Source organism: Paenisporosarcina sp. HGH0030, assembly GCF_000411295.1.
Classification (GTDB): domain Bacteria; phylum Bacillota; class Bacilli; order Bacillales_A; family Planococcaceae; genus Paenisporosarcina.
Genome location: NZ_KE150421.1, coordinates 579,970 through 602,168, shown reverse-complemented (window position 1 = coordinate 602,168; position 22,199 = coordinate 579,970). Strand labels below are relative to the sequence as shown.

The following is a 22,199-nucleotide window of genomic DNA, read 5'->3' as shown; positions in this document are numbered from 1 at the left end:
TACATTATCCTGTCTCTTTGTAATATGAAAAAATGCTTTACTCCTTATTGATGTAAAGCACCTGTTAGTTAAAAAATTCACTTGGAATATTCCACAAAATATAGTGTTTTGAATATTGTTTGGTTTCTACAACTAAGGTCTCTTCATCGTTTTCAAAGACAAGTCCTGAACCCATTTGTTCTTTATAATCCCATCCCTTTTCCTTCATAAATTCCTTTATGACATTGTATCGAGAATTTCCAGTATTCGGTGATACATACCTATTACGAATCTTTGATTCAGAAAATTGTTCATAATCACTATTTGAAAGTTCGAGACCCATTATTGAAGTCAGTATAGGTATAGGATTCCCCTCTTGAAACAAAGCACTACCGAATCTTAATGTAATTAAACCGGTCATTAGAATAAGTAACAAAAGCATTGTCAAAAAATTTTTTTTCAAATCCATCCTCCTAAAAACAAGTTTCTTCCATCTAAAATTTTACCAAAGTATTAAGTTCCTTATTAAACTAAACTGCCCCGTTAGTTGAAGAAGTTCAACAAAATAAGCGTTAATCCTTCTTGGATCAACGCGTCGAAAATACTCAATAAGCTGCCAATGTAGCCCTATATGCCAATTCATTTAGCCTAATATTATTTATTTGCATTCTGTTCTTAGCAAGCGTTAATCCGTCTTGGATCGACGCCCATTTAGTTTAATAAGAGCATTACCTACAAAGTAATCAAATTTTTACAGTCATTACTCATTAAAATCTAGATTACTTGGTTGTTTCGGTAAATGGTCTTGTGAAAGCATATTCGTCGTAGCTACTTTCTTATTCACTTCCTCAAAATTGAAACCGTCTGCCCATACTTTCCCTTCGCCAATAAGTAAAACGCCAAAGTGAATGGAGACACTTTCTTCTGGAACATCTAAAATGATAGAATAGTGATTCCACTCTGTAGTACCTTGAATAGAACGATTATCCATATTATCAAATTGAATTGTATCACCAGAAAAATTATCAATTCGAAGCCAAGCACCACATTTTGTCACCTGTTCTGTTTTTAAGAAACATGACATCTTTATTCGTTTTCCTTTGTAATCATCTGATTGGAAACCTTGCATCATTGTCGCAAATTGTTGTTCATTTGCCTCACCTTTCGCATAAAGCAATCCCGATTTTGTCCCTGTGTGGAATACATCCCCGTCTACTATTAATTCATACAGTTCCGGATTAGAACCACTTAAGTTCCATCCTTGAATTTGTTCTTGTGTGTTCATATCATTCTCCTCCTTTATCATTCGTACAACTATCATCACCTGACGATATTTTCCTGGCGGTAAGCCGTAAACATCTTTAAACGCTCGTGTAAATGCCTCTTGAGATTGAAAACGGAATAAGAAGGCGATTGTTAAAATTGATTCATCTGTTTGTAACAGAAATGATGCAGCCGTCGCTAAACGACGTAAACGTATATATTCCCCAATCGACTTCCCTGTTTCTTGTTTAAATACACGTGATAAGTGATATTTCGAATAACCAATGACGGAAGGAAAAATATCCATTTGGATTTCTTCCGTCAGATTGCCTTCGATAAAAGAGACTGTTTTTTGCGTTATTTCACTGTAATACAACTCACTCACCTCAAAATCATCATAACGAATAAATAGAAAGAATTTTTGATAAATATTGCTAAGATAAATTCCTTATTATATGTATAAATCTACTTATCTTTCTGTTTTTGACCACCTTCAATTTCTCATCTCTTCAACTAAACTGCCCCGTTAGTTCAATAAGAAAAAGGCTTCACTCCTTATTGAAGTAAAGGACCCGTATAAGACTTATTTGATTTTTTGTAACAATAATTCAGAATCATATTTCAGGTTACTTCTTGTTTCTTCATCAAGCTCTCCTGAAACTTTTTTCACAGGGTATTTCTGCTTATTAATTGTATAATGCTTCAGTTTAAGGAAGGTACTCAAGGGGAAATCAAAATCATACCATTGTTCTCTGTAGCCAATAATTCCGTGTCTTTTAATTAAGGCATCTAACTCAATTAAAACAATTCTTAAGAATTCATCATATGGATATTCAGTTTTAATTAGTGTTTGAGAGTTATCTTTGCTGCCTAATTCTTCATAATGCACTACCTCAATAAAAAGTATTTGGTTTTCTTTTAATTCAAAAGACCAAACAATTCCCTCTGGCTCACCTTCCCATTCACACTTAGTTTTTTTCATTACCTCATCTTTTGGGACACAAAAAGAGTTTAAATACATTAATGACTTAAGAAAATCATCTAAACAATTAGTTAAATAACACAATACAAGTAGCCCAGCCAATTCCACTAAGATAATATTTGAACTCCATTTCGATCTCACCTTTCCCCATACTTCTAACTTCGTTTATCCTTGTTCCACAATCCGTTAGGATAGATATTGTTAATAGCTTATATAACTAACCTGCCCCGTTAGTTGAAGAAGGTTATTTAAAATTATTAATATTAAAGTGGAACCAACTTTTATACTTTCAATCCACGCACTCACATGGTCCTCTCCAAATCTTCAATTCCATTAGTTTATTTCATGCCGTTTATTGGATGCAATCAATTCAAAATTATAATGATGTATCCTACGTTCTGAATATTCGTTGGCAATTTAATTCCCTTGATCCACCTTAGTCTTAAGTGCTCGCATCATTTCAATAGGAGTAAAAAATAGAATTCCACTTATTCCACCAACTAAAAAGCTATTTGGAAGGATGAGTTTGAGAAACAAGCCTGGATGCTCCGATAATCTAAAATACAACAAAATAAATAGAAAGGTTCCAATTAATGTAGCCCAGAAATATCGTTTTCATCTAGCGCCAATTGATGATTTATTTTCTGTAATCAATAAAGTTGGAAATCCAATAAAAAAGTAGACTAAATATACGCTAAGAGACCCTATAAGAAAGAAAAAATTTACATGTCCATCCATAGAAATAATGTAAAGTTGAGCTAATACATAAGCAATAACTGCCATAATAAATGTATACCCGAGTTTTTTCATTTCTGTTCCCCCAAGATTTTAACGTAGGTAAAAAAATTATTAGAAATTACTCAAATACGCATTATTATCTTAAACTGTAATTTTCTAATCTTAGCACCGAGGGTCTTCAACTAAAGCCCGTTAGTTGAATAAGAAGTTTAATTTTCGACTGTTTTTATATTGAATTTCATATGGTCTAAATCCCAAACATCTTCATCAGTCTTTGAAGAGACAGTTACTTCTAGTTTCTGCCCAATGCTATATCTCTCCACATCATCAACAGGTATTTCGTATACTTTTCCGTCTTTTCTACCTTCATCAACCCCGCCATATTCTTTAATAACTAACATTTCTTCTTCAACAAGTATCTCCTCTACTGTTCCTGTGAAAGTAAAGCTCTCTTGATAATTAGAACAACCAGCAATAAGTAAAAAAATAAATAATAAAAAACTTATTGAGATTTTATTTTTCACAATAACACTCCCTTGAAAAATTAGATGCTTAATACGTATTAAAGTTATAAATTGTTGTTCAACTAAACTGCCCCGTTAGTTTAATAAGAAAAAATACAAAAAATGCTTTACTCCTTCTTGAAGTAAAGCACCCGTTAGTTGAATAAGGAAATAAAGAAATTATTTCTCTTGTACATCAAGGTTTTCATAAAAATCCTCAACGATTGGATGAATATCTGGTTCAGTATAATAGTAATTTTCATTTACTTCTGTCAGTCCGAACTTGAATGTTTGTTCATCATCTTGGAAAAGAGTAATTGAATAACGCCAACCCACTCTTTTTTCTTGATTCTCATCTGGAATGAACTTTATATCTTTTATTTCGCCTAAGAATTCCTTTATTATCTCATTCTCAGTGACTGTTTTTTTATATCCCGAACTCCCATCTACTATCACTATCTTAGTTACATCATCAAGGTCTTTCTCATAGAATTGGGAAAGTGTTTTTGTTTCTAATTCACATCCCACTAAAGCGAACGCAATAAAAAAAATAAGACCAAATGTCTTTTCATCTATATTCCCCCCCTAACCACTTAGACTTTAATTTTATTAACAAGGTTTCAAATAATTCCTTGTTCAACTAAACTGCCCCGTTAGTTCAATAAGAAAAAGGGCTGTTTAAACAGCCCGATGATCTTTAACTAAAGCACCCGTTAGTTTAAGTGTAAATCTTCACATTCTTAGGTTGTAGACACTTATTCCTTCCATCCTACTGCTATATCATTGGAGGGGAATTCAATAATCAATTTAATTTGAGGTGAATAAATATATCTGTCCCAATTTCTAACCTCTTCGACTCTGTGAATAATTTTAATCAGTTTTGTTTTAATGACATGTTGAAAGTTAAGGTCAATAATATAACATATTTCATTATTTACTTTATGATTTTTAATTACTAGTTCTGCTAATACACTTTCATAATCAATAAAGTTAGAAAATATAGTTTTGTAAAACATAAGTGTCCATTCAATTCCATTATTACCAAATGGAAATTCTCCAAATAATTCATCTGTGATTCTTTTAGAATCTTCTTTTGATAAAATTTCTACTTCCTCTTCAGAATCAGTATTCGGAAATAACTCATTAACTTCCTCTAAAACAGTTTCGTATTCTCTTTTTTCCTCTTCTTCTATTCCTTTTTGTTTTTGCTTGTCTAGCAACTCTTTTAAACGTTCCTTTTTATCCTTCACCATATTCATCCTAATTATTTATTTGAGTGATATATTATTTTCCATTTTTCACTAAGCTGCTGCGTTAGTTGAACAAAGTGGTAACCAATCTTCTGTTTCAGTATGGCTAGAATCTATTTTGCTTTCTTTAGAACTCTTACCATTTTTAAATCTTTTCATTTATTAATAACGAAAAATCGTAATAATACTTTTTTACAGTTTCTCCTAATGGATTTAAAAGTTCATCACTATTTTTCCTTCTCCTAAAACTTCGATTTTAACATCACCATTTTCAAAATTAATTTTCACGCTACACTTGTAATCAGTATGCAAAGAAAATGTCCTCCTTATTTAGGTGTACTCATGAACAACTTATTGAATTAACCTCTCTGCTTGGTTAGTTCAATAAGAAAAAGGGCTGCTAATCAGCCCGATGATTTTTAACTAAAGCACCCGTTAGCTTAGGATGAATTTTTTACTTCTTTCTTCTGTTCCTTACGGTAAAAAAAACGCCATATATAAAAGATAGTCCATGCTATTACTAACACTAACAAACGAATATATTGATACTTTTGTTCACCATAAAATATAATGATGCTTCCAATAATAAACGCTGGTACCGCCAAATAAAACCACATTCTTACTTCCTTATTTTTAAAACTCAATTCAAATCGTTCACTCATTTACCTACACCCCGTATATTACTTTCTTCTAACCTTTCCTTTAATACGCTTGAAACGAATTAAGGTTCCAGATTACTTAATTTTTCCACTTCGATTAAACAAAATCCATTTTCTTATTCAACTAAACTGCCCCGTTAGTTCAATAAGTTCAACCAAAAAAGCGTTAATCCTGCTCGGATATCAACGCAACTTTTTTGCAAACGTCGCGACTTTATTCAAAACATCGCATCTTTATTTCAAAACTACACCAGGACATTGTTTTTTTTATTAAGCTACTTGATATATTCCAACCATTCTTCCCTTTTCATAGCGACCAACTAATTGTTGTTGTTGATATACGTCTACAATACAACCTCCATATTTGGAAAGTGTAGTGGCTGTGTATAAAACATCCGCTTCGAGTTGTTCGTTACATGGAATGGTTTTTTTCTTATCAATCACTAACGAGTATGTCATACCGTGATACCTCGCTTTTCAGTAATTGTACTGTCTACTCCCATACTTTCTAGCACGAATCTTGACGTTTCCACATTCTGATTGCGATGGTTTTGCGGTGACGATTTGTTTAATTTTTCAGATAATACAAAAGGTGTTTATATACCTTTCCATTAAAACCGTGTTGATTGAGGTTTTTTTATGTAGAAAAAAACACAATTGTATTTAAACTAAGGACGATATTTTTTGATTCTTTTCATTTAATAGACAAGATACTCTACACTCATCCGCGAGTGTGAGGACAGACTCAGTAGTTTAATATAGACATTGTTCGATGTATGATAGGGTTATGGAATATATGAAGGAGTTGTGTTCGATGAAGTGGATGTATTTACTGATGTCAATCGCTGGAGGAGTCGCAATTGGCATTCAAGCGATTGTTAACGGTGGATTAGGTAAGAAAGTAGGCACTATCGAAGCGTCTTTTGTATCCTTTTTAATCGGAACAATTGCTTTATTGATTACGATGCTATGTTTTGGAAAAGGCAATTTGTTTGCCATCAATGAAGTACCTAAATGGCAATTGATTGGTGGATTGCTGGGAGCTTTTTACGTATTTATCTTGGTCATGTCAGTTCCTAAAATTGGCGTAACCGCTGCTTTTTTTTCAATTATTGCTGGACAAATTTTGATTTCAGCCATCATTGACCATTTCGGTTTATTCGGAGGCCAAACATATCCTTTAAACATAAAAAAAGCAATCGCAATTTTGCTGATGTTCGGTTCCATTTATTTATATAACCAGAAGTAGTCAATTGCAACAGGTTAATAGAGTCTGCTTGTCAGTAGCATTAATTACGAATCCATAATAATCAAGAAAAAGAACTGAACGATTATGAAAGAAAAGGGATGATTAACATCCCTTTTCTCAAATATAAAATGAAAAAGAAGTTCAACAAAAAAGGCATTAATCCTTCTTGGATTAATGCCTTCATTTCACCTAAACATTGAATTAGCAATTTTAAGTAAATCATCTACTATGATATTTTGATTTTGTGTACCCTTTAAGCCGATTGAATACTTTAAATTGGCATGGTGAAACACAAGTTGATGACCAGGAGGATAGTTTGGTTGATATAATGCTTTAATTCCATTGTTCAATGTATAAAATTGATCATTCTCGCGTTTTAATGACTTTAAACCAACGGTGTTTGGTTCTACTTTTATCTGTAACAATCCATTAAAATTAACATTTTTATATCTTAACATAAGAATATCATTGTTTACATTTCCATCTACATGAGTAATTTCAAAAGGAAATTCAGATGCGGTAAGTATCCCTGTTTTGTTCTTATTTTTATATTCCTTTATGATATGTAATTCATTCATAAACGGATTGGAACCATCATACACAACATTGATATCCGTTATTTCATCTTTACTGATTGCTATTTCCCAAATAAAAGCTATTCTGTTGGAACTCTCTTCATCATCGAAATAGGCAAGGGACACAATAACATTTTCTTTTGGTGAAGGTAGACCCGAGAACCCCCTTATCGGCGTTTCTTCCCTGATCTCAGGAATCTTAACATTTAAAGATAAATATGTTCTCGCCAGTTTTTCATCTTTTTTAGTTAATGCAATAATATAGTCTCTAACTAATTCACCACTATTTGAAGCATTAGTTACACTATCTTCATTTATTGCCTCTGCACTTGGTGTTCTTTCCCAATGGATATACAACATAGTTGTTAAGCAATAGCAATACTGATGCTTTTTTCATCAAATCACCTACTTTTTAAGGTAGGATTTCCTTGAGATAAAATAATATTCTTGTTCAACTAATCTGCCCCGTTAGTTAAACAAGAGCTGTGAAAGCAGTTGAATGAACTTCAACTAAAGTTCCCGTTAGTTGAACAGCTCATAACTTAGCTGTTTTATCATAAAATTTTTCGTATGAAGTTAACGAAACTGAGAATAATGAGAATAAGGAGGTGTAGAAATTTTGAAAAGCAAATTTATTATAATTTTATTAACCACTTTTCTCTCGTTGAACGTAGCTTGGAATGTGTTTGCGAAAGATAAACCAGAAGATGAATTTTATTCTTCATTGTCAAAAAATGAACACGAGTACAAAGAATATCAAAATGCTACATTAAATATCAGGAAAAAACTTAATGGTAGTAGTGAATTACGTGATCTTGAGAAAGAACTAGACAAGTATAATTTTGGAGATTTATCTTACGATTATCCAGATATTGAGGTTTATTTTTTTGCTTCTATTTACGAAGATAAGCATATGCTCATAACGAAGTATGCTATTTATGATTTAAAAGGTAAATTTTTGAATGGTGGAGTTGGGCGAACCGCCAAAAAAGAAGCTGTATTAAATGGTGAATTTAATGGATGGAAAGACAATGTGGGAGAAGATGAACTATCCGATAATAATCCAACTGATTAAATCGCTTTTATTATCCTTAAAGTACAAAATCCTAAACCCGAGTATAGGTCGATACTCAGAGACCATTACCATCTGCACGATAGTCCTTATAAACAAACTAAACCACCATTGAACTTGGTGGTTTTTATAATGGTTTTCTTATTAAAACATCTATTCTCACTTGTTCCACTAACCTGCCCTGTTAGTTCAATAAAAAAGGGCTGCTTAAGCAATCCGATGAACTTTAACTAAAGCACCCGTTAGTTGAATAAGGCATCTTATAACAATTAACAAAAGAGCTTAGTGTTTCATTAAACATTTTTTATTAGAAATTACTTTTAATAAAGATTTCCCCATCATCTTCGGTGCTAATTTTAATTCCATCAATAAACGGTTCATTTTCTAAAATATCCTTTTTTGATAAATCTTTCGTGTCGAAAATCACATAGCCTTTAACCATAATGTTGTCTTCATTAAATTTTTTCTCTGTAATTTCATTCTCCATTAGTCTTTCATTAATCCAATCAGTTAAAACAATTTCAATAGATTCTTCAACTACTGGTAATTTCCCTTCGTTGCTTATAGTCATTTCATAACTTAACTTTTGCTTATCCAATGTTTCATCCACTCCACCGATAGAAGCCATCGCATCAGCAATTTGTAAATCTTTATTTTCTTCTTTCTCGACAGTTGTATTTGAACAACCAGTAAATATAAATAACGTCAATAACAAAACAAATATTTTTTTCACATTTAAAATCCCCTTTGGATACCTTACCACCATAAGAATCCGTATTTTATATACTTGTATATTTAACTAACCTGCCTCGTTAGTTCAATAAGAAAAATGGCTGTTTAAACAGCCCGATGATCTTTAACTAAAGCACCCGTTAGTTTAAGTAAGATACTTCACAAACTTTAATAGAATTGGTTATTTATTTAGGACTTTACACTGAATTAGTTGAAAATTTCTCCCTAAATTTAATTAGAAACTAAATAAAGCCACCGTAATAACTAATAATGATACTGGTATAAAAAACATACCCAAACTATTTTTACCTTTATTTTTAAATTCCTCTATTCCTATAATTGCAATAAAAATTCCAAGCAATAAAGATAATATTGGACCATACAAAAAATCTTTAGTAATTAAGCCGTATGCTGAAATTGCTATTACAACTAAAGCAAGAATTATTTTAATAATTTTCAACTCAATTCCCCCTCGAATTATTGAACTAAACTGCCCCGATAGTTCAATAAGAAAAAAGGCTTCACTCCTTATTGAAGTAAAGCACCCGTTAGTTGAATAAGAAGATTTCATAATAAGTTTATTTTGTAATCTTCTATTATTGTCGAAATAGTTTTATATGCTTCTTCTGCTTTCACATTATCAGAATATTTGTAGGCATCATATGTTATTAATGCTTTCCACAAAGCCCATCCTCTTGCCCTATTCCAAGTTCTTTCGTCCATGTTTATTATATCCTTGAATACTTTTCTACTGGTTTCATCAAAGAAAGTCCAAGCCATTGCTGCATCACATGAAGGATCTCCTACTCCCAATATACCAAAGTCAATAACAGCACAGAGCTTTCCATCCTTAACTAACAAATTTCCAGGGGCTATATCCCCATGAACCCACACAGGCTCTGACTCCCATTCGGAATTTAAAGCTAAGTTCCATATTTCACTCAACATACCTACATCAAAAGTCTCTTCGTTGTTCTCAATAGCATCTTGGGATTCTTTATTGTATATAGCTAGTGACGCACCCCGATAAAAATTATGCCTACCAGCTAAAGGACCTCCACTAACATCAACATCTTGTAACTCATTTAAAAATGTCCCCAAGTCTTTAGCAAGTCGATTAAGGTCATCAATATTACTATGAGATAAGTGTTCTCCCTCAAGCCACTTATATATGGACCATGACCAAGGATATTCTTCATTTGGATATCCTTTAGCTATTGGCATAGAAATTGACAAGGAAAGTTTTTCAGCTAATACCGGAATCCACTTTTGTTCCTTTTCCACTTGAGGAGCGTAGCCTGCTGCACTTGGTAACCTTACAATCATGTGCTTACCTAAATGAAATGTTCTATTATCATTTCCACCATTTTTTACAGGTGCTATTACTAAATGAGACCACTCGGGAAATTGTTCCTTTATTAGTCTTGTTACTAAATCGATATTTATAATCACTAAACACCTCTCCATTCTTTTTCCTAAATCCTAATGGATATTATCTTCCATAACCCTTAAAAACGTTCTTCAACTAAACTGCCCCGTTAGTTGAAGAAGAATTACTCTAACCTTCGTTAAATAAACCGTATCGATTTTGTTTAAGCAGCTCAGTGAACAGCATCCGTTGAGGATTTTGTTAGAAGGACTGAACAAAAGGTTATTATATAACTGGATAAAACAACGCATTTTATGTTCCCAATAGAAGAATAAAATAAGTAATTCCGTAAATAGGAAGTGCAATTGTAGTAATTAAATACATTGTCATTTCGCCTTTAGAAAGTTTTCTTTTCCACTTAGTTAGCTTAAGTTGCCTACGATAAATAATGCTGGAAATGAATATTAATATAAAAGTTAAATCCTTTATGTTTTCTAAAACGGTAATCAAATAATCTGCTCCTTTAGGGTTTTGCAATAATTTGCCCCTTTATATTAAATGACGAAATAACATAAAAAAGAATCTCGTATTTAGATAGCAAAATATGAGACTCCTGAACACCTTCCCCTATTGTTCAAAAATTTACATATATTAACTTATTCAACAACATTCCAAAAAAGCCTTCTTATTGAACTAACCTGCCTCGTTAGTTTAAGTGTAACAATTCACAATGGATGGCCGAAATCTAATTGATGTTTTGGACGTAAAAATAGACCATCGAAATGATGGTCTTGTTTAACTAAAGCACCCGTTAGTTTAAGTGCAATGTTTCACAATCTTTTTTATTCAGTAGTGAGCATAATAGAACTGAACTGATCTTATTTAGTGTGTTCCAGCATAGCAGTACATTAGAGCAAAGATAAAAATAAACGTTAAGACTGCTCCTAAAACATTTTGGTTATGAGTGCTTTTTCCATTCATTAAGTTCTTCAAAAAAGTAGTGAAATTTAAAAACCATACAACTCCTAATAACGGTACGACAAGCCAAAGCATAATTAACATAAATACTCTCCTTCCCATTTACAAAATATTATTAAACTAAACTGCCCCGTTAGTTGAATAAGAAAAAATGCAAAAAATGCTTTTCTCCTTCTTGAAGTAAAGCACCCGTTAGTTGAATAAGAGTAACAATCGTCCCAAAGAATTAAGTGGGCTAATAATAAAAAATATGAAAAATGAAACTATCCATTTTATGGTACGTATTACAAATATACCTTTAATTATTAATTTCAGATAAAAGCATTGGCAAATGAGATGTACTTTGCATGATACAAATTTTAGCAATAGCAGAATGGAGAGGAAAATAACATGCTAAGACCAAATAGTAAATACGTAGCTTATTCACTAGTTTTAAGTACCATAGCTGTTGGTTTAATGCTTTCTCATTTCATTTCGTCTTCTATAAAATCTTTTCCATACATTTTTGATATAGGTTTCATTTTATTAGGAATATCATTTCTTCTATTTTCAAACACCGAAATAAATAGCAAAAAATCTTTTTATCTCTATTTGATATGTGGAATTGTAATTATTGTTCTTTCTTTACTCAATATTTATAAACAACTATAATTTACATGAAAACTGTTAGCTTTCATGTTCTATAATTTCATATATATATTCAACTAAACTGCCCCGTTAGTTGAAGAATGGATTATTTTATTTTAGATTGTTTCTAAAATTTCTTTTGCGATTTCATCAAGTTCTTCTTCGAGTTCATTTTGTGTGGGTGTTTCGGCCACTCTTGTTAAATACTCTTTAAACTGAACTCTCGACTCTACTGGCAATTCAATAACTAAAAAGTGAAGTATATACCACTTCCAGTTATCATCATCTGAAGATAAAACATCTTGCACATGTGGAACAACTTCTTCTGGAAAAGTTAAAAGCAGTTCCAATACGCTTGGTGCCACTGGCCAATTAATATCTTGTATCCATTCGAGGAGGCCAGGCAGTAAAGGTAATATTTTATCTCTATCCATTTTTTTAATCATTTCAACTCTATCATCATCAGTTTTATGTCTAGGCAAAATATCTTTAAAGCTTTCCATATGTATCACTCCATTAGGTTTTTATACATGGCAATCTATTTATTATATCAATCCTTATTGAACTAACCTGCCCGTTAGTTCAATAAGCTCACTGATCTTCAACTCAAGAACTCGTTAGTTCATCAAGACTTATTTATTCTGAATAATAACGAGTAATAATTCTCGTGCCTTTTCAAAATTTACAAGTTCTTTATAAAAATGAGGATAATTACTTACAGAATCTTTTAAAAATGAATGTTTAGGATAAAGTGAAAAAAAGTCTTTATATAGGAATTGCAGTTGATTATTAGGGATTTTTTTATTACCTAATACATAAGAGGAACTTCCTGCGATAAGCATACAAAATTCATTAAAATCTGCATCCAGCCAATCTTCTTCTGAGATACTATCCTCGAAATCTTTTTCAATCTGTTCAATATCTTCGTTTGGGAATTCATTCATTAATTCTGTATTATAAAGATTTTCAAGTTCACTGATAAAATCATTTTTCATTTCTACCCCACCTGTATGTAATTCATTTTCCTAATAAATATATCTAAAACTGAAAAAACCTTGTTCAACTAACCTGCCCCGTTAGTTCAATAAGAACTCCACAGGGATTTATTTAATAGTAAAGTTTCGAATAACATCAATAATTAATGGAATTCCACATACTACTAACATTAAAAATCCAAAATATCGAAAAATCAATTCAACATGTTCCATGACGTCTCTCCAAAAGAAAAAGGAGGGTATAGGAAAAATCATTAATATAAAACCAACTATAAACCCATAGAAAAAGGTTCTTTGTCTATCCAACCTCTTCACCCCTTCAACTATCCTAACCCGTTATTAAACTATCAATATGTCTTAATTTCGATAGAAATGGCAATATTTCCTTTAACGATACTTTTTTTGAGGGGGAACAAAATTGCTACTGTCAAAAGCATGGGAAGCATTTGAATCTGATAAAAGGATTGAAGGCTTTTCTCCACAGACCTTAAAGGCTTATCGGCTCCAATTGTCATTACTTATTGAATATTTTAAGGATATTGAAATAACAACTCTGGACACAATTCAATTGAAAGAATACCTTGCGATTTCAGGGAAGCATTTAAAACCAGCAAGTCTTGCACATAGAATCCGATTTCTGAAATCATTATTCCGATGGTCCCATGAAGAAGGCAACATACTTAAGAATCCAGCTGCAAAAATTAAAGAACCGAAAGTGGGCAAGCGGATACCCAAGTATTTAACCGAAATGGAAATCGAACTTTTGCGTGAAGCCTGTCATTTACCAATTGAAAAAGCAATCTTTGAGTTAATGTTTTCGACGGGTTGTCGGATCGGAGAAATCGTTTCGTTAGAAAAGAACCATATTAATTGGTCCAATCGATCTGCAATAGTCAGAGGAAAAGGCGATAAGGAGAGGGAAGTTTATTTTAATATACGGTGCGACATATGGCTTAAACGCTATATGGACAGTCGCACTGACAATGACCCAGCCATCTTTGTCACTGAAAGACACCCCCATATAATGAGTGTCGCCCAAATGAGGTACATCATCAAGAGGATTTCAAATCGTGCTGGAATTAATAAAGAGATCCATCCCCATCAACTCAGACACAGCTATGCTACTCATCTGTTGAATAATGGAGCACCCATCGAAGTCATTCAAAGTCTACTGGGTCACGAGAAGAGTGAAACTACCCGAATTTACGCTCAACTAAGTGGAAGGTTACGGAAAGAATATTATCAGAAGTACTTTTAAATAAAAGGAGCAACGTCATTAAATGACGTTGCTCTATATTGACTAAAGCACCCGTTACTTTAATAAGGAAAGCTTACTTATTTACTCTCTTAAATCAATTTTCCATAAAAACTCATTTGAAATTTTCTGTGCAATTTTCAATATTTCATCCTCCAAAGCACCATCAGAGTTATCTGGAAATTCAATCTCAATTAAATTTATCCCTGTAAATTCATCTGCGGAATCATACGCATAATTACCTTGTAAATTAGCATTAATTCCTCTAATTATGATACTGGAGCCACTTAACTCCTTAGTAAACACCAATGTACTTAGTTTAGTGCAATTCATATTTAATATTAAGAAATTTCCAATGACATCAGTTTTAATAAATGAAGCAAATTTATCTGAATGAATACTTATGTAATCGTACATACACTTCCCCCCGAATCGAAGATACTTAGGTATTCGATAATCAACTTACCTATTCCCGCATCTTATTGAACTAACCTGCCCCGTTAGTTCAATAAGAAAAAAGCTGACTAGCAGCTCACTGATCTTCAACTAAAGCACCCGTTAGTTGAATAACTACAAACTAATATGATCTACCGTTTCTGAATCGCTTTAAACAGTAGATGTACAATTCCACCTATAACAAATGCATAGGCTACAACTAATGAGTCTTCAACTTCTTTAAAAGGTTTACCGTGAGTAATTATGAAAAGTAATATCCCACAAATAATCATTACGCTGCCTATGAGGTATTTATCCAAGAATCTAATTAATTTATTCATTTATATACCTCCTCCAATCTGCGAGAGATCCTATTGAACTAACCTGCCTCGTTAGTTTAAGTACATTTTTTCACAATCTTTATAGTGATATTAACATAAATATCCAACAAAAAAATCACCTCAATTCTAAGAAAAGATCGAGGTGAGATAATTTTAATCAAACTTTTTTATATTAGAAATTATCGAACTTTGTTTTAAATGATCCAACTTTATTTCAAAGCTACAGCTTCATCCCTATATTTATTTACACATTTTTTACATATACAATTCTTCCTTATATTCTCTGTAGGAACTAACTCAAAGATTCCAATAGGAAATACGCCTTCTGTATCACACCAGCAGTTACCGTGTTCTACTCTTCCTGTCATACATTCGTTTTCCTCTCCACATATAGGACAATATTTATTAGCCAATTATAACCCCTCCACCCCTATTAAACTAAACTGCCCCGTTAGTTCAATACATAATACATACTAATTTTTGTATATATCCCATTCGCCATTTGACCCATGGTATGTTTCAATTGAAAGTTGATATTTTCTAGTGCACTTTTCACACTGAAAAGTATGGTAAATATTATCGTTTGGCCAAGTACCACCAGATTTCAAATCATTTATATCACAATTACCTTCGATAAGTACAAGTGTGCCCTGGCTTATTATCGCTTTAAGTTGATTTAATAGATTAAAGTATTGGTAAGGCGATGTTATTGGTATTTTCTCATTGAAACCTTCACAATTTAAACATTTCATTTCCTCACCTTTTCATCTTTAAATACACCACTTATTGAACTAACCTGCCCCGTTAGTTCAATAAGAAAGAAGATCCGTCTAAGCTGTTCACTGATCTTTGACTAATGCACCTCGTTAGTTGAAGAATTACTTTTTTATTGTGAGTAGTGTTTTCTCGGCTACTTCAATGTCATCCATATCAAACATACTGATTTGGATTGTTTGGTCTAATTCCTTGTTTCTTTCCTCTGATTCCTCACCAACCCAACAAGTATATAATTCACAATAGTCTCCTTGCTCAAGATGACTATCCAGAATTTCAAGTAAAGCTTTCAAATATTGTTGTTTTTTTTGGTAATTGTGAGGTGAATTTTTTTTATCCTCTTTGTATAAAGAAAGACCTATTCTTTCAGCAGTAGCTACTTCATAAATATGTTTAGTTGTAATGTGTTTACGAACATTTTCTCTCTCATATTTACTCGAAAAGTTATTACCTACAATAATTAAGTCCTCGATTTCTTCATCGCTAATTGGAAGCGTGAAATTACAACCTAAATAATTCGTCAAACTCATTTGAATTCATTCTCCTTTTGGTTTACCTTATTGAACTAACCTGCCCCGTTAGTTGAAGAAGGAACACCATATCGATTCAGTATGCCCTCTATTAAAGGCTAAAATATTTTCCAAATTGAAAATTCTTCTTTTTGTCTTTTTAAATTTATCATTTGTTTCTGTCCATTGTTCGAGATGAATTCAAATTTATAAGATACATTATCTTTCGGACTGCTTCCTAATGTATTGCAGTAGTAATATAATCTTGCATCGTTGGGTTCTTCATTTTTCGAACCTTTACCTGGATATTCATTCCTTTGATTGCCTTCGATAAAAACTAAATTTTCAGGTTGTCCTAAACCCTGTTTCAAGGGGAACAACTGAGCCTCCCAATAATGTCCTGTTGAAACATATTCAACCTTCCAATCTTTATTTTCAGAATAACCGACTAATATGGGAGGAGATGTGAAATATTTAACCGCATTACTAATCGGAATCATTGCCAAAACAATTAATATAACACCTAAGATTTTGCGTGATTTACTAGTCAAACATTAAACCCCCTATTCTGAAAATGAGGCAGCTGGTTATTCAACTAAAGCACCCGTTAGTTGAACAACAACTCTTTCTTAATTATCCAGTAAACTGCCCACACGACAATTAGAGGAACTTAGATTATTTCCATAATTTATATTGCATTTAATAACAACCTGTAATAAAATACTTACATATGATATATTTTAATTCAGGAGACCAATTACTTAAATTTTTTGAGGCTTTATCGAACCCACAAAGGCTAAAAATTATTGCTGTATTATCGGAAGGAAAACAGTATGTTAGCCAACTTGCACGAGAATTAAATATGAGTAGACCGTTACTATACCTACATTTACAAAAATTAGAGGAGGCAAATCTTGTTTCAAGTGATATGGAAATTTTAGAAAGTGGTAAAGCAGCCAAATACTATATGCTTAATTCATTTAATTACGAAATCAATGAAGAATTAATTTTTAAATTAGCTTCTACCTTAACTATGAAAAAGAAGAATTAATACAAAGGGGATTGTTTGGATGAATGAAATAATGAGCATTTTTATACAACACAGTGTAATTTTGAGTTTTATTATAGGTTTATTACCGATTTTAGTAATTGGATTAATAACTTTATTTATAATTAACAAACTTTTTAAAAGGTACGAACAAAGGGCAAATAATAAGCTGTTGCTTGAACGTGAAAATACAGTATTATTGCAAAAAAGTGTGAACGATTTAAATGATCGATTAGTAGTTATCGAGAAAATGCTAAAGGAAGTAGAATAAAATCTTAGATTGTATATGGTGATCAAGAAGTATTTAACCAAGGTCTTCTTATCACATCTAGTAAACCTAAAAAGCTGATTTCTTTAAACAATAGAAATCAGCTTTTTATATTATTCAAAGAACAATTCTATAGGTATTCCTTGTTCAACTATCCTGCCCCGTTAGTTCAATAAGAAAAGGGCTGCAAAGCAACTCAATGATCTTCAACTAAAGCACCCGTTAGTAAAATTAGCATATTAGATTTCTATCCTACTTTTTTTCCAATCCAATGAGCAAGCAAAGCAACTGGGATAATTAAGAGACAAAAAGGTAAGCATAGAAAAATAATTTCCCATGTAATTACTTCATTCACTAATAATGAACGATATAAAACTGAACTGTATGGAATGATGACAATCAACGAAGTAAATGCACCAGGCGTAACGGAATGAAGAATGATAGATTGACCTATATGAGTAAAAGCGTGTAGAAAAAAAGCCAATGTAATAATGGTAAAAGTATAAATATTACCAAGTAATCCTTGAATCACATATTGATTTGCCATAACGGTTGAACTACTTACGAATAGAAATATAACTAATACGGCAACTGCAAACTGGGCTGTTGACATAGAAAATTGTTTAATGACTCTATCCGCAATTCTTTCCGGCAATATGTCATATATCCTAGTTGAATTTCTCTTCATCCACCCTTCAGCCATAATAATTTCTTCAAAATCATGAAGGATAAACATAATTGGAAATAACCATGACAATCAGCCCGATGATCTTAACTAAAGCAGCACTCGTTAGTTAAAGAAGGTTAAATAAAATCTTTAAAAAAACAGTTTATATAAAACATATCCAACTATTAAAACAACAATTAGTATTCCTGTTCCTTTCCAACCCATACCACCTGTTAAATCAGTTAAATTTTCATTTTCACCTCGACTAAATCCATCTCTCAATGCACCGCCAGGACTTTTTATCAGTTCTTTTTGTCTTAATCTTTCTCTTTTTTCTTTTGGAGTTTCTTGTCTATTATTCAAACCAAACACCCCCTATGATTACTTTATTCTCTAATTTCTTTGGGTTTACCTTCTTTTACTATCCTGCTACTTTAGTAAAAAATGTCTCCACTTATTTAGAAACGCACTCGTTAGTTGAAGAACTCCAACCACCACGGATAATCAAACTGACCATCTGAAATCTGATAGAAGTGTCCAAATATACCAAGATGAGTAATCCCAGATTCGTGAGCTACAATTGGAGTGTAGGTTGAAAACATAAAAAAGTTGACTCTTTCAACTTAAATATGAATACTTTCCGGTATTTCTTCCAAACCAATAAACTGAAGGTATTCCTGTTTTGTTGGGTTTGTCGCCATAGATAAAATAAAAATAAGAACAAGTAAGGCACTAATCATATGCCTCTTCTTTATCTTTTTCATTATCATCAAGCCCCCTCGGAAAATATTTTTTCTTATTCAACTAAACTGCCCCGTTTAGTTGAATAAGTAATCGAAATTGTCACCTCAATGATATTCTCTAAAAAATAATGACGGCAATTAATAATCCTAATCCGACAAGTATGCCACCTATTAGATCGTAATTGTTCCATAAAAAATAAAATGTGCTTTCATTTTTAAAATCATACGAACTTACTCTTTTCATTAACCATATGCCAAATATAACTAGGAAAATGAGTCCAAACAAAAGTAACATTGGAGTATCTTTTATATATACTTCAGCTTCCACAATAAATCCTCCATCGATGTATGTATTTTCAACTGTACGCGGTAGTTCAATACTCTTACTCTACCTGCATGATTATTTGATTTAATCATATCATCTATATCTATCGCTCATGAAAAAAAGAGCTGCATAAGCAGCCCATTGATCTTTAACTAAAGCACCCGTTAGTTTAGGTGAAACATTTCACAATCTTCCTTAGTTTAGCGATGGAGTATAGGAATGATACCCTCAAAATTTTGAAGTTTCTATTTTCGCCAACTATTTGGCACCAGCATTTCTATTACATCATTTCGGCAAATTGTCACTTTTAACACTTTTTATAAAGCGGTTATTGCATTTATTCTCCACTAAAGCTTTTGGCCCATTCAGCAACCCTCCGACTACTTTCTTCTTCTGACAAATCTTCAATCCTAGTCATAATAGACCATCTTACTCCAAAAGGATCCAATATACTTCCGAATCGATCACCTGAAACAAAGCTTGCAACCGGTTCCCTTACTTTTGCTCCTCTTGCTACCGCGTTTTCAAATACCTGATCAACATTAATTACGTAAATTCCTAAAGAATAACACGCATTGTCTTCATCTGGCGGCAAGGCCAATTTATATGCCGGATTCGCTGTTCCCAGCTGCAAAAAACCATTTCCAAAATCTAATTCCGCATGAACAATTATTTTATTGCCATTTCCATCTGGATATTCAGTAATATCCTTTACCCTTGCATTGAAAACAATTTTATAGAACTCTATTGCTTCAGAAGGATTCTTCACTGTTATAAATGGGGTAATAGATGTAAAGCCGTTGGGTGTTCCATTCTTTGTATATTTACCTGACACTGCCATATATTTTTTGCTTTCAGTCATTTTTACTCCTCCTTTAAATGATCATAATATATCAATTTTATGCTTATACCTTCATTGGATTGAATTCATCAACTCATAGAAATATTTGGATTCATGAGTCTTATTAAGACTGTACCAGGCATCTAATGTTTTTGAAGAAAACACACCCAGAGCTTTCAAGACTTGTACAGAAAATTCCAACGGAGCTATTCCGGATGCAGTGATCAGTTTTCCATCAGTTACAGCAGACTCCATTTTGTAATACTTTTCGCCCGTGTAAGTGGGACAGATCATTTTAAGGTATTCCAGATCATTACTTGTATGCCAACGTGAATTCAGCAATCCTGTCTGGGCAAGCCCCATTGTAGCACCACAAATCGCTGCAACCAATATACCTTCCTTTAAACACCTCTCAACTATTTTTAAGATGGGTTGGTGAATTGTTTCTGTCCATGTATCTCCACCGGGTAAAATCAATGTATCTGTGCATTCAATGCTGCACTCATCCAGTTTGATGTCAGGCAGTATTTTCAATCCCCCCATTGTAGTTACAGGAGTCTTTTCAATTCCCACGGTAACTATTTTTGATGGGGCCAACCCTTTTTTATAATATCTTCCCGAGTTCAGTTCGGCAGTTAAGTAACCTATTTCCCAGTCTGCCATTGTGTCAAACACATAAAGATATACCGTATTATTCATTTACAAGTTCTCCTTATTTTACAATTCATCAAGTGATACCAACCATCCATCAGTAATCAATGATTATCATCATAATAAAATAACTTCACTGACATCTGCTGTCAGTGAAGTTATTTTATTTGATAATATTCCATTAACTCCGACACAACAGCAACAAGTTTTTCTTTCAAACTCTGTGGTTCGATTACTTGAATGGATTTCCCGTATGATAGGAGAAAATAAGGGACATATGTATGAATTGATTTTTCCTCAAGTAAAAAGATTGCTTGATTTGATGTCCGCTCTTTCAGATGATGCCCCAAAAACCAATGCAGGCATAAGTCATCCAATGCCTCTGACCTGCCTCCGATAATTAAAGAAATTAACCCATCCTTGCCCGCTAAATCAGGTAACAGATTTTGCATAAAAAATTCACGGGCTGAAAAAGCTTCGGAACGCTTAAATATTTTTTGAGTACGCTTGATTTGTAGAATCCGGTCTGCCCGAAAGCTGCGCATTTCATTCCTTAGGTGGCAAAATGCAACAGTATACCATTTATTGTTCCAGTAAACCATTCCATAGGGGTCTATCACCCTATTCATGGATTGTTCTTCATGGCTTGTGCGATAATCAATTTCTACAGAGAATTCGTTTGCTACAGCCTGCTCCAATTCCGCTAATACCGGCTGAACAGAAGGGTCTCCCATGCGGTTTATAACTTCAAATCCGGCTAAATGACGGCTAAGTATACTTTCCTGCTCCTGATTCGAATACATTTTCAATTTTGATGTCGCATTGCCTAATGCCTCAGTCAAAGGGTATCCGGCTTCTTTTGCAAAAACAGCAGCATGAAGAAGTGCCTTTTTTTCTTCAATATCAAATAGCAGAGGTGCTCTGACAAAATGATTCAGCAAGCTATACCCGCCATTATGACCTGTATCGGATATTATAGGCACTCCACTGGCACATAGTGCATCAATATACCGATAAACTGTTCGTATATTTATTTCTAACTTTTCTGATATCTGTTTTGCAGTTATTTTTACGCCCGAATTCAGCATCCATAGAATGGCCAGCATATTATCGTTTTTCGGCATAACTTGAACCCTCACCTTTTATTAAACCTCAATATTTTATAAATATCTTTTTTATCTTCTCAAAGATCTAAATTATTAGCTTTGCGAGTCGCCTGCATCCCTTTATTCATCAATCTTTCAGCCTTTCAATCCTCACGCAGCATTCAACGTGACTCGTCTGCCTATCTTTCAACTTCCTTGAGTGGTACTGTCACATCTCTTTTCGTACCATCAATATTATACACTTCACATGAGCGGAGTGTTTGTG

33 protein-coding genes are annotated in these 22,199 nt (G+C 32.9%); 5 read left to right on the top strand and 28 right to left on the bottom strand.

Features of this window, described 5'->3' with window-relative positions:
* Positions 1-64 precede the first annotated feature (64 nt).
* The 9 genes from HMPREF1210_RS02995 to HMPREF1210_RS02955 all read right to left on the bottom strand — a co-directional run bounded on the left by HMPREF1210_RS02995 (position 65) and on the right by HMPREF1210_RS02955 (position 5,833).
* Positions 65-448, bottom strand: a complete 384-nt coding sequence (locus tag HMPREF1210_RS02995) for a hypothetical protein (RefSeq protein WP_147640283.1) — start codon at positions 446-448, stop codon at positions 65-67.
* Between the two features lie 291 nt (positions 449-739).
* Positions 740-1,618 (bottom strand): AraC family transcriptional regulator, encoded by an 879-nt coding sequence (locus HMPREF1210_RS02990; protein ID WP_016427125.1) that lies wholly within the window; start codon positions 1,616-1,618, stop codon positions 740-742.
* A gap of 207 nt (positions 1,619-1,825) precedes the next feature.
* Positions 1,826-2,224, bottom strand: coding sequence for a hypothetical protein (locus HMPREF1210_RS02985; protein WP_147640282.1), 399 nt, complete (start codon positions 2,222-2,224; stop codon positions 1,826-1,828).
* A gap of 615 nt (positions 2,225-2,839) precedes the next feature.
* Positions 2,840-3,034 (bottom strand): hypothetical protein, encoded by a 195-nt coding sequence (locus HMPREF1210_RS02980; RefSeq protein WP_016427123.1) that lies wholly within the window; start codon positions 3,032-3,034, stop codon positions 2,840-2,842.
* Between the two features lie 137 nt (positions 3,035-3,171).
* A complete protein-coding gene (locus HMPREF1210_RS02975; RefSeq protein WP_016427122.1) occupies positions 3,172-3,486 on the bottom strand; it encodes a hypothetical protein in 315 nt (104 codons plus the stop codon).
* Positions 3,487-3,645: 159 nt separating this feature from the next.
* Positions 3,646-3,993, bottom strand: a complete 348-nt coding sequence (locus tag HMPREF1210_RS02970; protein ID WP_016427121.1) for a hypothetical protein — start codon at positions 3,991-3,993, stop codon at positions 3,646-3,648.
* Between the two features lie 227 nt (positions 3,994-4,220).
* Entirely contained in the window at positions 4,221-4,715 is a 495-nt protein-coding gene (locus HMPREF1210_RS02965; RefSeq protein ID WP_036659335.1) for a hypothetical protein, read from the bottom strand.
* A gap of 440 nt (positions 4,716-5,155) precedes the next feature.
* On the bottom strand, positions 5,156-5,377 hold the full coding sequence (locus tag HMPREF1210_RS02960; RefSeq protein ID WP_036659334.1) for a hypothetical protein: 222 nt from the start codon (positions 5,375-5,377) through the stop codon (positions 5,156-5,158).
* 267 nt (positions 5,378-5,644) lie between these two features.
* The gene (locus HMPREF1210_RS02955; RefSeq protein ID WP_016427118.1) at positions 5,645-5,833 is read right to left on the bottom strand and encodes a hypothetical protein; all 189 of its coding nucleotides are present in this window, start codon (positions 5,831-5,833) and stop codon (positions 5,645-5,647) included.
* Between the two features lie 355 nt (positions 5,834-6,188).
* Between HMPREF1210_RS02955 and HMPREF1210_RS02950 the strand changes: the two genes are divergently transcribed.
* On the top strand, positions 6,189-6,623 hold the full coding sequence (locus HMPREF1210_RS02950; RefSeq protein WP_016427117.1) for a DMT family transporter: 435 nt from the start codon (positions 6,189-6,191) through the stop codon (positions 6,621-6,623).
* 185 nt (positions 6,624-6,808) lie between these two features.
* Here the strand turns inward: HMPREF1210_RS02950 and HMPREF1210_RS02945 are convergent, their stop codons facing one another.
* Positions 6,809-7,558: a hypothetical protein gene (locus HMPREF1210_RS02945; protein ID WP_016427116.1), complete on the bottom strand. Its 750-nt coding sequence runs from the start codon at positions 7,556-7,558 to the stop codon at positions 6,809-6,811.
* A 259-nt stretch (positions 7,559-7,817) separates the two neighbouring features.
* Between HMPREF1210_RS02945 and HMPREF1210_RS02940 the strand changes: the two genes are divergently transcribed.
* The gene (locus HMPREF1210_RS02940; protein ID WP_016427115.1) at positions 7,818-8,273 is read left to right on the top strand and encodes a hypothetical protein; all 456 of its coding nucleotides are present in this window, start codon (positions 7,818-7,820) and stop codon (positions 8,271-8,273) included.
* A gap of 304 nt (positions 8,274-8,577) precedes the next feature.
* Here HMPREF1210_RS02940 and HMPREF1210_RS02935 read toward each other — a convergent pair whose 3' ends face one another.
* The 6 genes from HMPREF1210_RS02935 to HMPREF1210_RS02905 form a co-directional block, all read right to left on the bottom strand.
* Positions 8,578-9,003, bottom strand: a complete 426-nt coding sequence (locus tag HMPREF1210_RS02935) for a membrane lipoprotein lipid attachment site-containing protein (protein ID WP_036659333.1) — start codon at positions 9,001-9,003, stop codon at positions 8,578-8,580.
* A 234-nt stretch (positions 9,004-9,237) separates the two neighbouring features.
* A complete protein-coding gene (locus HMPREF1210_RS02930) occupies positions 9,238-9,462 on the bottom strand; it encodes a DUF3953 domain-containing protein (protein ID WP_036659332.1) in 225 nt (74 codons plus the stop codon).
* A 107-nt stretch (positions 9,463-9,569) separates the two neighbouring features.
* Positions 9,570-10,469: an aminoglycoside phosphotransferase family protein gene (locus HMPREF1210_RS02925; protein WP_016427112.1), complete on the bottom strand. Its 900-nt coding sequence runs from the start codon at positions 10,467-10,469 to the stop codon at positions 9,570-9,572.
* A 214-nt stretch (positions 10,470-10,683) separates the two neighbouring features.
* Complete coding sequence (locus HMPREF1210_RS02920; protein ID WP_016427111.1) at positions 10,684-10,908, bottom strand: hypothetical protein; 225 nt, start codon at positions 10,906-10,908, stop codon at positions 10,684-10,686.
* 1,184 nt (positions 10,909-12,092) lie between these two features.
* Complete coding sequence (locus tag HMPREF1210_RS02910; protein WP_016427108.1) at positions 12,093-12,479, bottom strand: DUF5071 domain-containing protein; 387 nt, start codon at positions 12,477-12,479, stop codon at positions 12,093-12,095.
* A gap of 129 nt (positions 12,480-12,608) precedes the next feature.
* Positions 12,609-12,971, bottom strand: a complete 363-nt coding sequence (locus tag HMPREF1210_RS02905) for a YxiJ family protein (protein ID WP_016427107.1) — start codon at positions 12,969-12,971, stop codon at positions 12,609-12,611.
* A gap of 418 nt (positions 12,972-13,389) precedes the next feature.
* On the opposite strand from HMPREF1210_RS02905, the gene xerA reads away from it, so the two are divergent.
* On the top strand, positions 13,390-14,229 hold the full coding sequence (xerA, locus tag HMPREF1210_RS02900; protein ID WP_016427032.1) for a site-specific tyrosine recombinase/integron integrase: 840 nt from the start codon (positions 13,390-13,392) through the stop codon (positions 14,227-14,229).
* Between the two features lie 81 nt (positions 14,230-14,310).
* Here xerA and HMPREF1210_RS02895 read toward each other — a convergent pair whose 3' ends face one another.
* The 5 genes from HMPREF1210_RS02895 to HMPREF1210_RS02870 form a co-directional block, all read right to left on the bottom strand.
* On the bottom strand, positions 14,311-14,643 hold the full coding sequence (locus HMPREF1210_RS02895) for a hypothetical protein (protein WP_016427106.1): 333 nt from the start codon (positions 14,641-14,643) through the stop codon (positions 14,311-14,313).
* Between the two features lie 170 nt (positions 14,644-14,813).
* Positions 14,814-15,002, bottom strand: coding sequence for a hypothetical protein (locus HMPREF1210_RS02890; protein ID WP_016427105.1), 189 nt, complete (start codon positions 15,000-15,002; stop codon positions 14,814-14,816).
* A gap of 209 nt (positions 15,003-15,211) precedes the next feature.
* Positions 15,212-15,415: a cysteine-rich CWC family protein gene (locus HMPREF1210_RS02885; RefSeq protein WP_016427104.1), complete on the bottom strand. Its 204-nt coding sequence runs from the start codon at positions 15,413-15,415 to the stop codon at positions 15,212-15,214.
* A 465-nt stretch (positions 15,416-15,880) separates the two neighbouring features.
* The gene (locus tag HMPREF1210_RS02875; RefSeq protein ID WP_016427103.1) at positions 15,881-16,306 is read right to left on the bottom strand and encodes a hypothetical protein; all 426 of its coding nucleotides are present in this window, start codon (positions 16,304-16,306) and stop codon (positions 15,881-15,883) included.
* A gap of 98 nt (positions 16,307-16,404) precedes the next feature.
* Complete coding sequence (locus HMPREF1210_RS02870; RefSeq protein WP_016427102.1) at positions 16,405-16,836, bottom strand: hypothetical protein; 432 nt, start codon at positions 16,834-16,836, stop codon at positions 16,405-16,407.
* 179 nt (positions 16,837-17,015) lie between these two features.
* Between HMPREF1210_RS02870 and HMPREF1210_RS02865 the strand changes: the two genes are divergently transcribed.
* Both HMPREF1210_RS02865 and HMPREF1210_RS02860 read left to right on the top strand, forming a co-directional pair.
* Entirely contained in the window at positions 17,016-17,336 is a 321-nt protein-coding gene (locus HMPREF1210_RS02865) for a winged helix-turn-helix domain-containing protein (protein WP_016427101.1), read from the top strand.
* A gap of 19 nt (positions 17,337-17,355) precedes the next feature.
* Complete coding sequence (locus HMPREF1210_RS02860) at positions 17,356-17,604, top strand: hypothetical protein (protein ID WP_016427100.1); 249 nt, start codon at positions 17,356-17,358, stop codon at positions 17,602-17,604.
* Positions 17,605-17,848: 244 nt separating this feature from the next.
* On the opposite strand, the gene HMPREF1210_RS02855 is transcribed toward HMPREF1210_RS02860, so the two are convergent.
* The 7 genes from HMPREF1210_RS02855 to HMPREF1210_RS02830 all read right to left on the bottom strand — a co-directional run bounded on the left by HMPREF1210_RS02855 (position 17,849) and on the right by HMPREF1210_RS02830 (position 21,952).
* Complete coding sequence (locus tag HMPREF1210_RS02855; RefSeq protein WP_036659330.1) at positions 17,849-18,358, bottom strand: HXXEE domain-containing protein; 510 nt, start codon at positions 18,356-18,358, stop codon at positions 17,849-17,851.
* 60 nt (positions 18,359-18,418) lie between these two features.
* Positions 18,419-18,631 (bottom strand): DUF6366 family protein, encoded by a 213-nt coding sequence (locus HMPREF1210_RS02850; protein WP_016427098.1) that lies wholly within the window; start codon positions 18,629-18,631, stop codon positions 18,419-18,421.
* Positions 18,632-18,891: 260 nt separating this feature from the next.
* Positions 18,892-19,032 (bottom strand): hypothetical protein, encoded by a 141-nt coding sequence (locus HMPREF1210_RS18310; RefSeq protein ID WP_016427097.1) that lies wholly within the window; start codon positions 19,030-19,032, stop codon positions 18,892-18,894.
* 97 nt (positions 19,033-19,129) lie between these two features.
* Positions 19,130-19,339, bottom strand: coding sequence for a hypothetical protein (locus HMPREF1210_RS02845; RefSeq protein ID WP_016427096.1), 210 nt, complete (start codon positions 19,337-19,339; stop codon positions 19,130-19,132).
* A gap of 334 nt (positions 19,340-19,673) precedes the next feature.
* Positions 19,674-20,198 carry a glyoxalase/bleomycin resistance/extradiol dioxygenase family protein gene (locus tag HMPREF1210_RS02840; RefSeq protein ID WP_016427095.1) on the bottom strand — a complete coding sequence of 175 codons (525 nt, stop codon included), beginning with the start codon at positions 20,196-20,198 and terminating at the stop codon, positions 19,674-19,676.
* 51 nt (positions 20,199-20,249) lie between these two features.
* A complete protein-coding gene (locus tag HMPREF1210_RS02835; RefSeq protein WP_016427094.1) occupies positions 20,250-20,876 on the bottom strand; it encodes a type 1 glutamine amidotransferase family protein in 627 nt (208 codons plus the stop codon).
* A 110-nt stretch (positions 20,877-20,986) separates the two neighbouring features.
* Positions 20,987-21,952: a YafY family protein gene (locus HMPREF1210_RS02830; RefSeq protein WP_016427093.1), complete on the bottom strand. Its 966-nt coding sequence runs from the start codon at positions 21,950-21,952 to the stop codon at positions 20,987-20,989.
* Positions 21,953-22,199 lie beyond the last annotated feature (247 nt).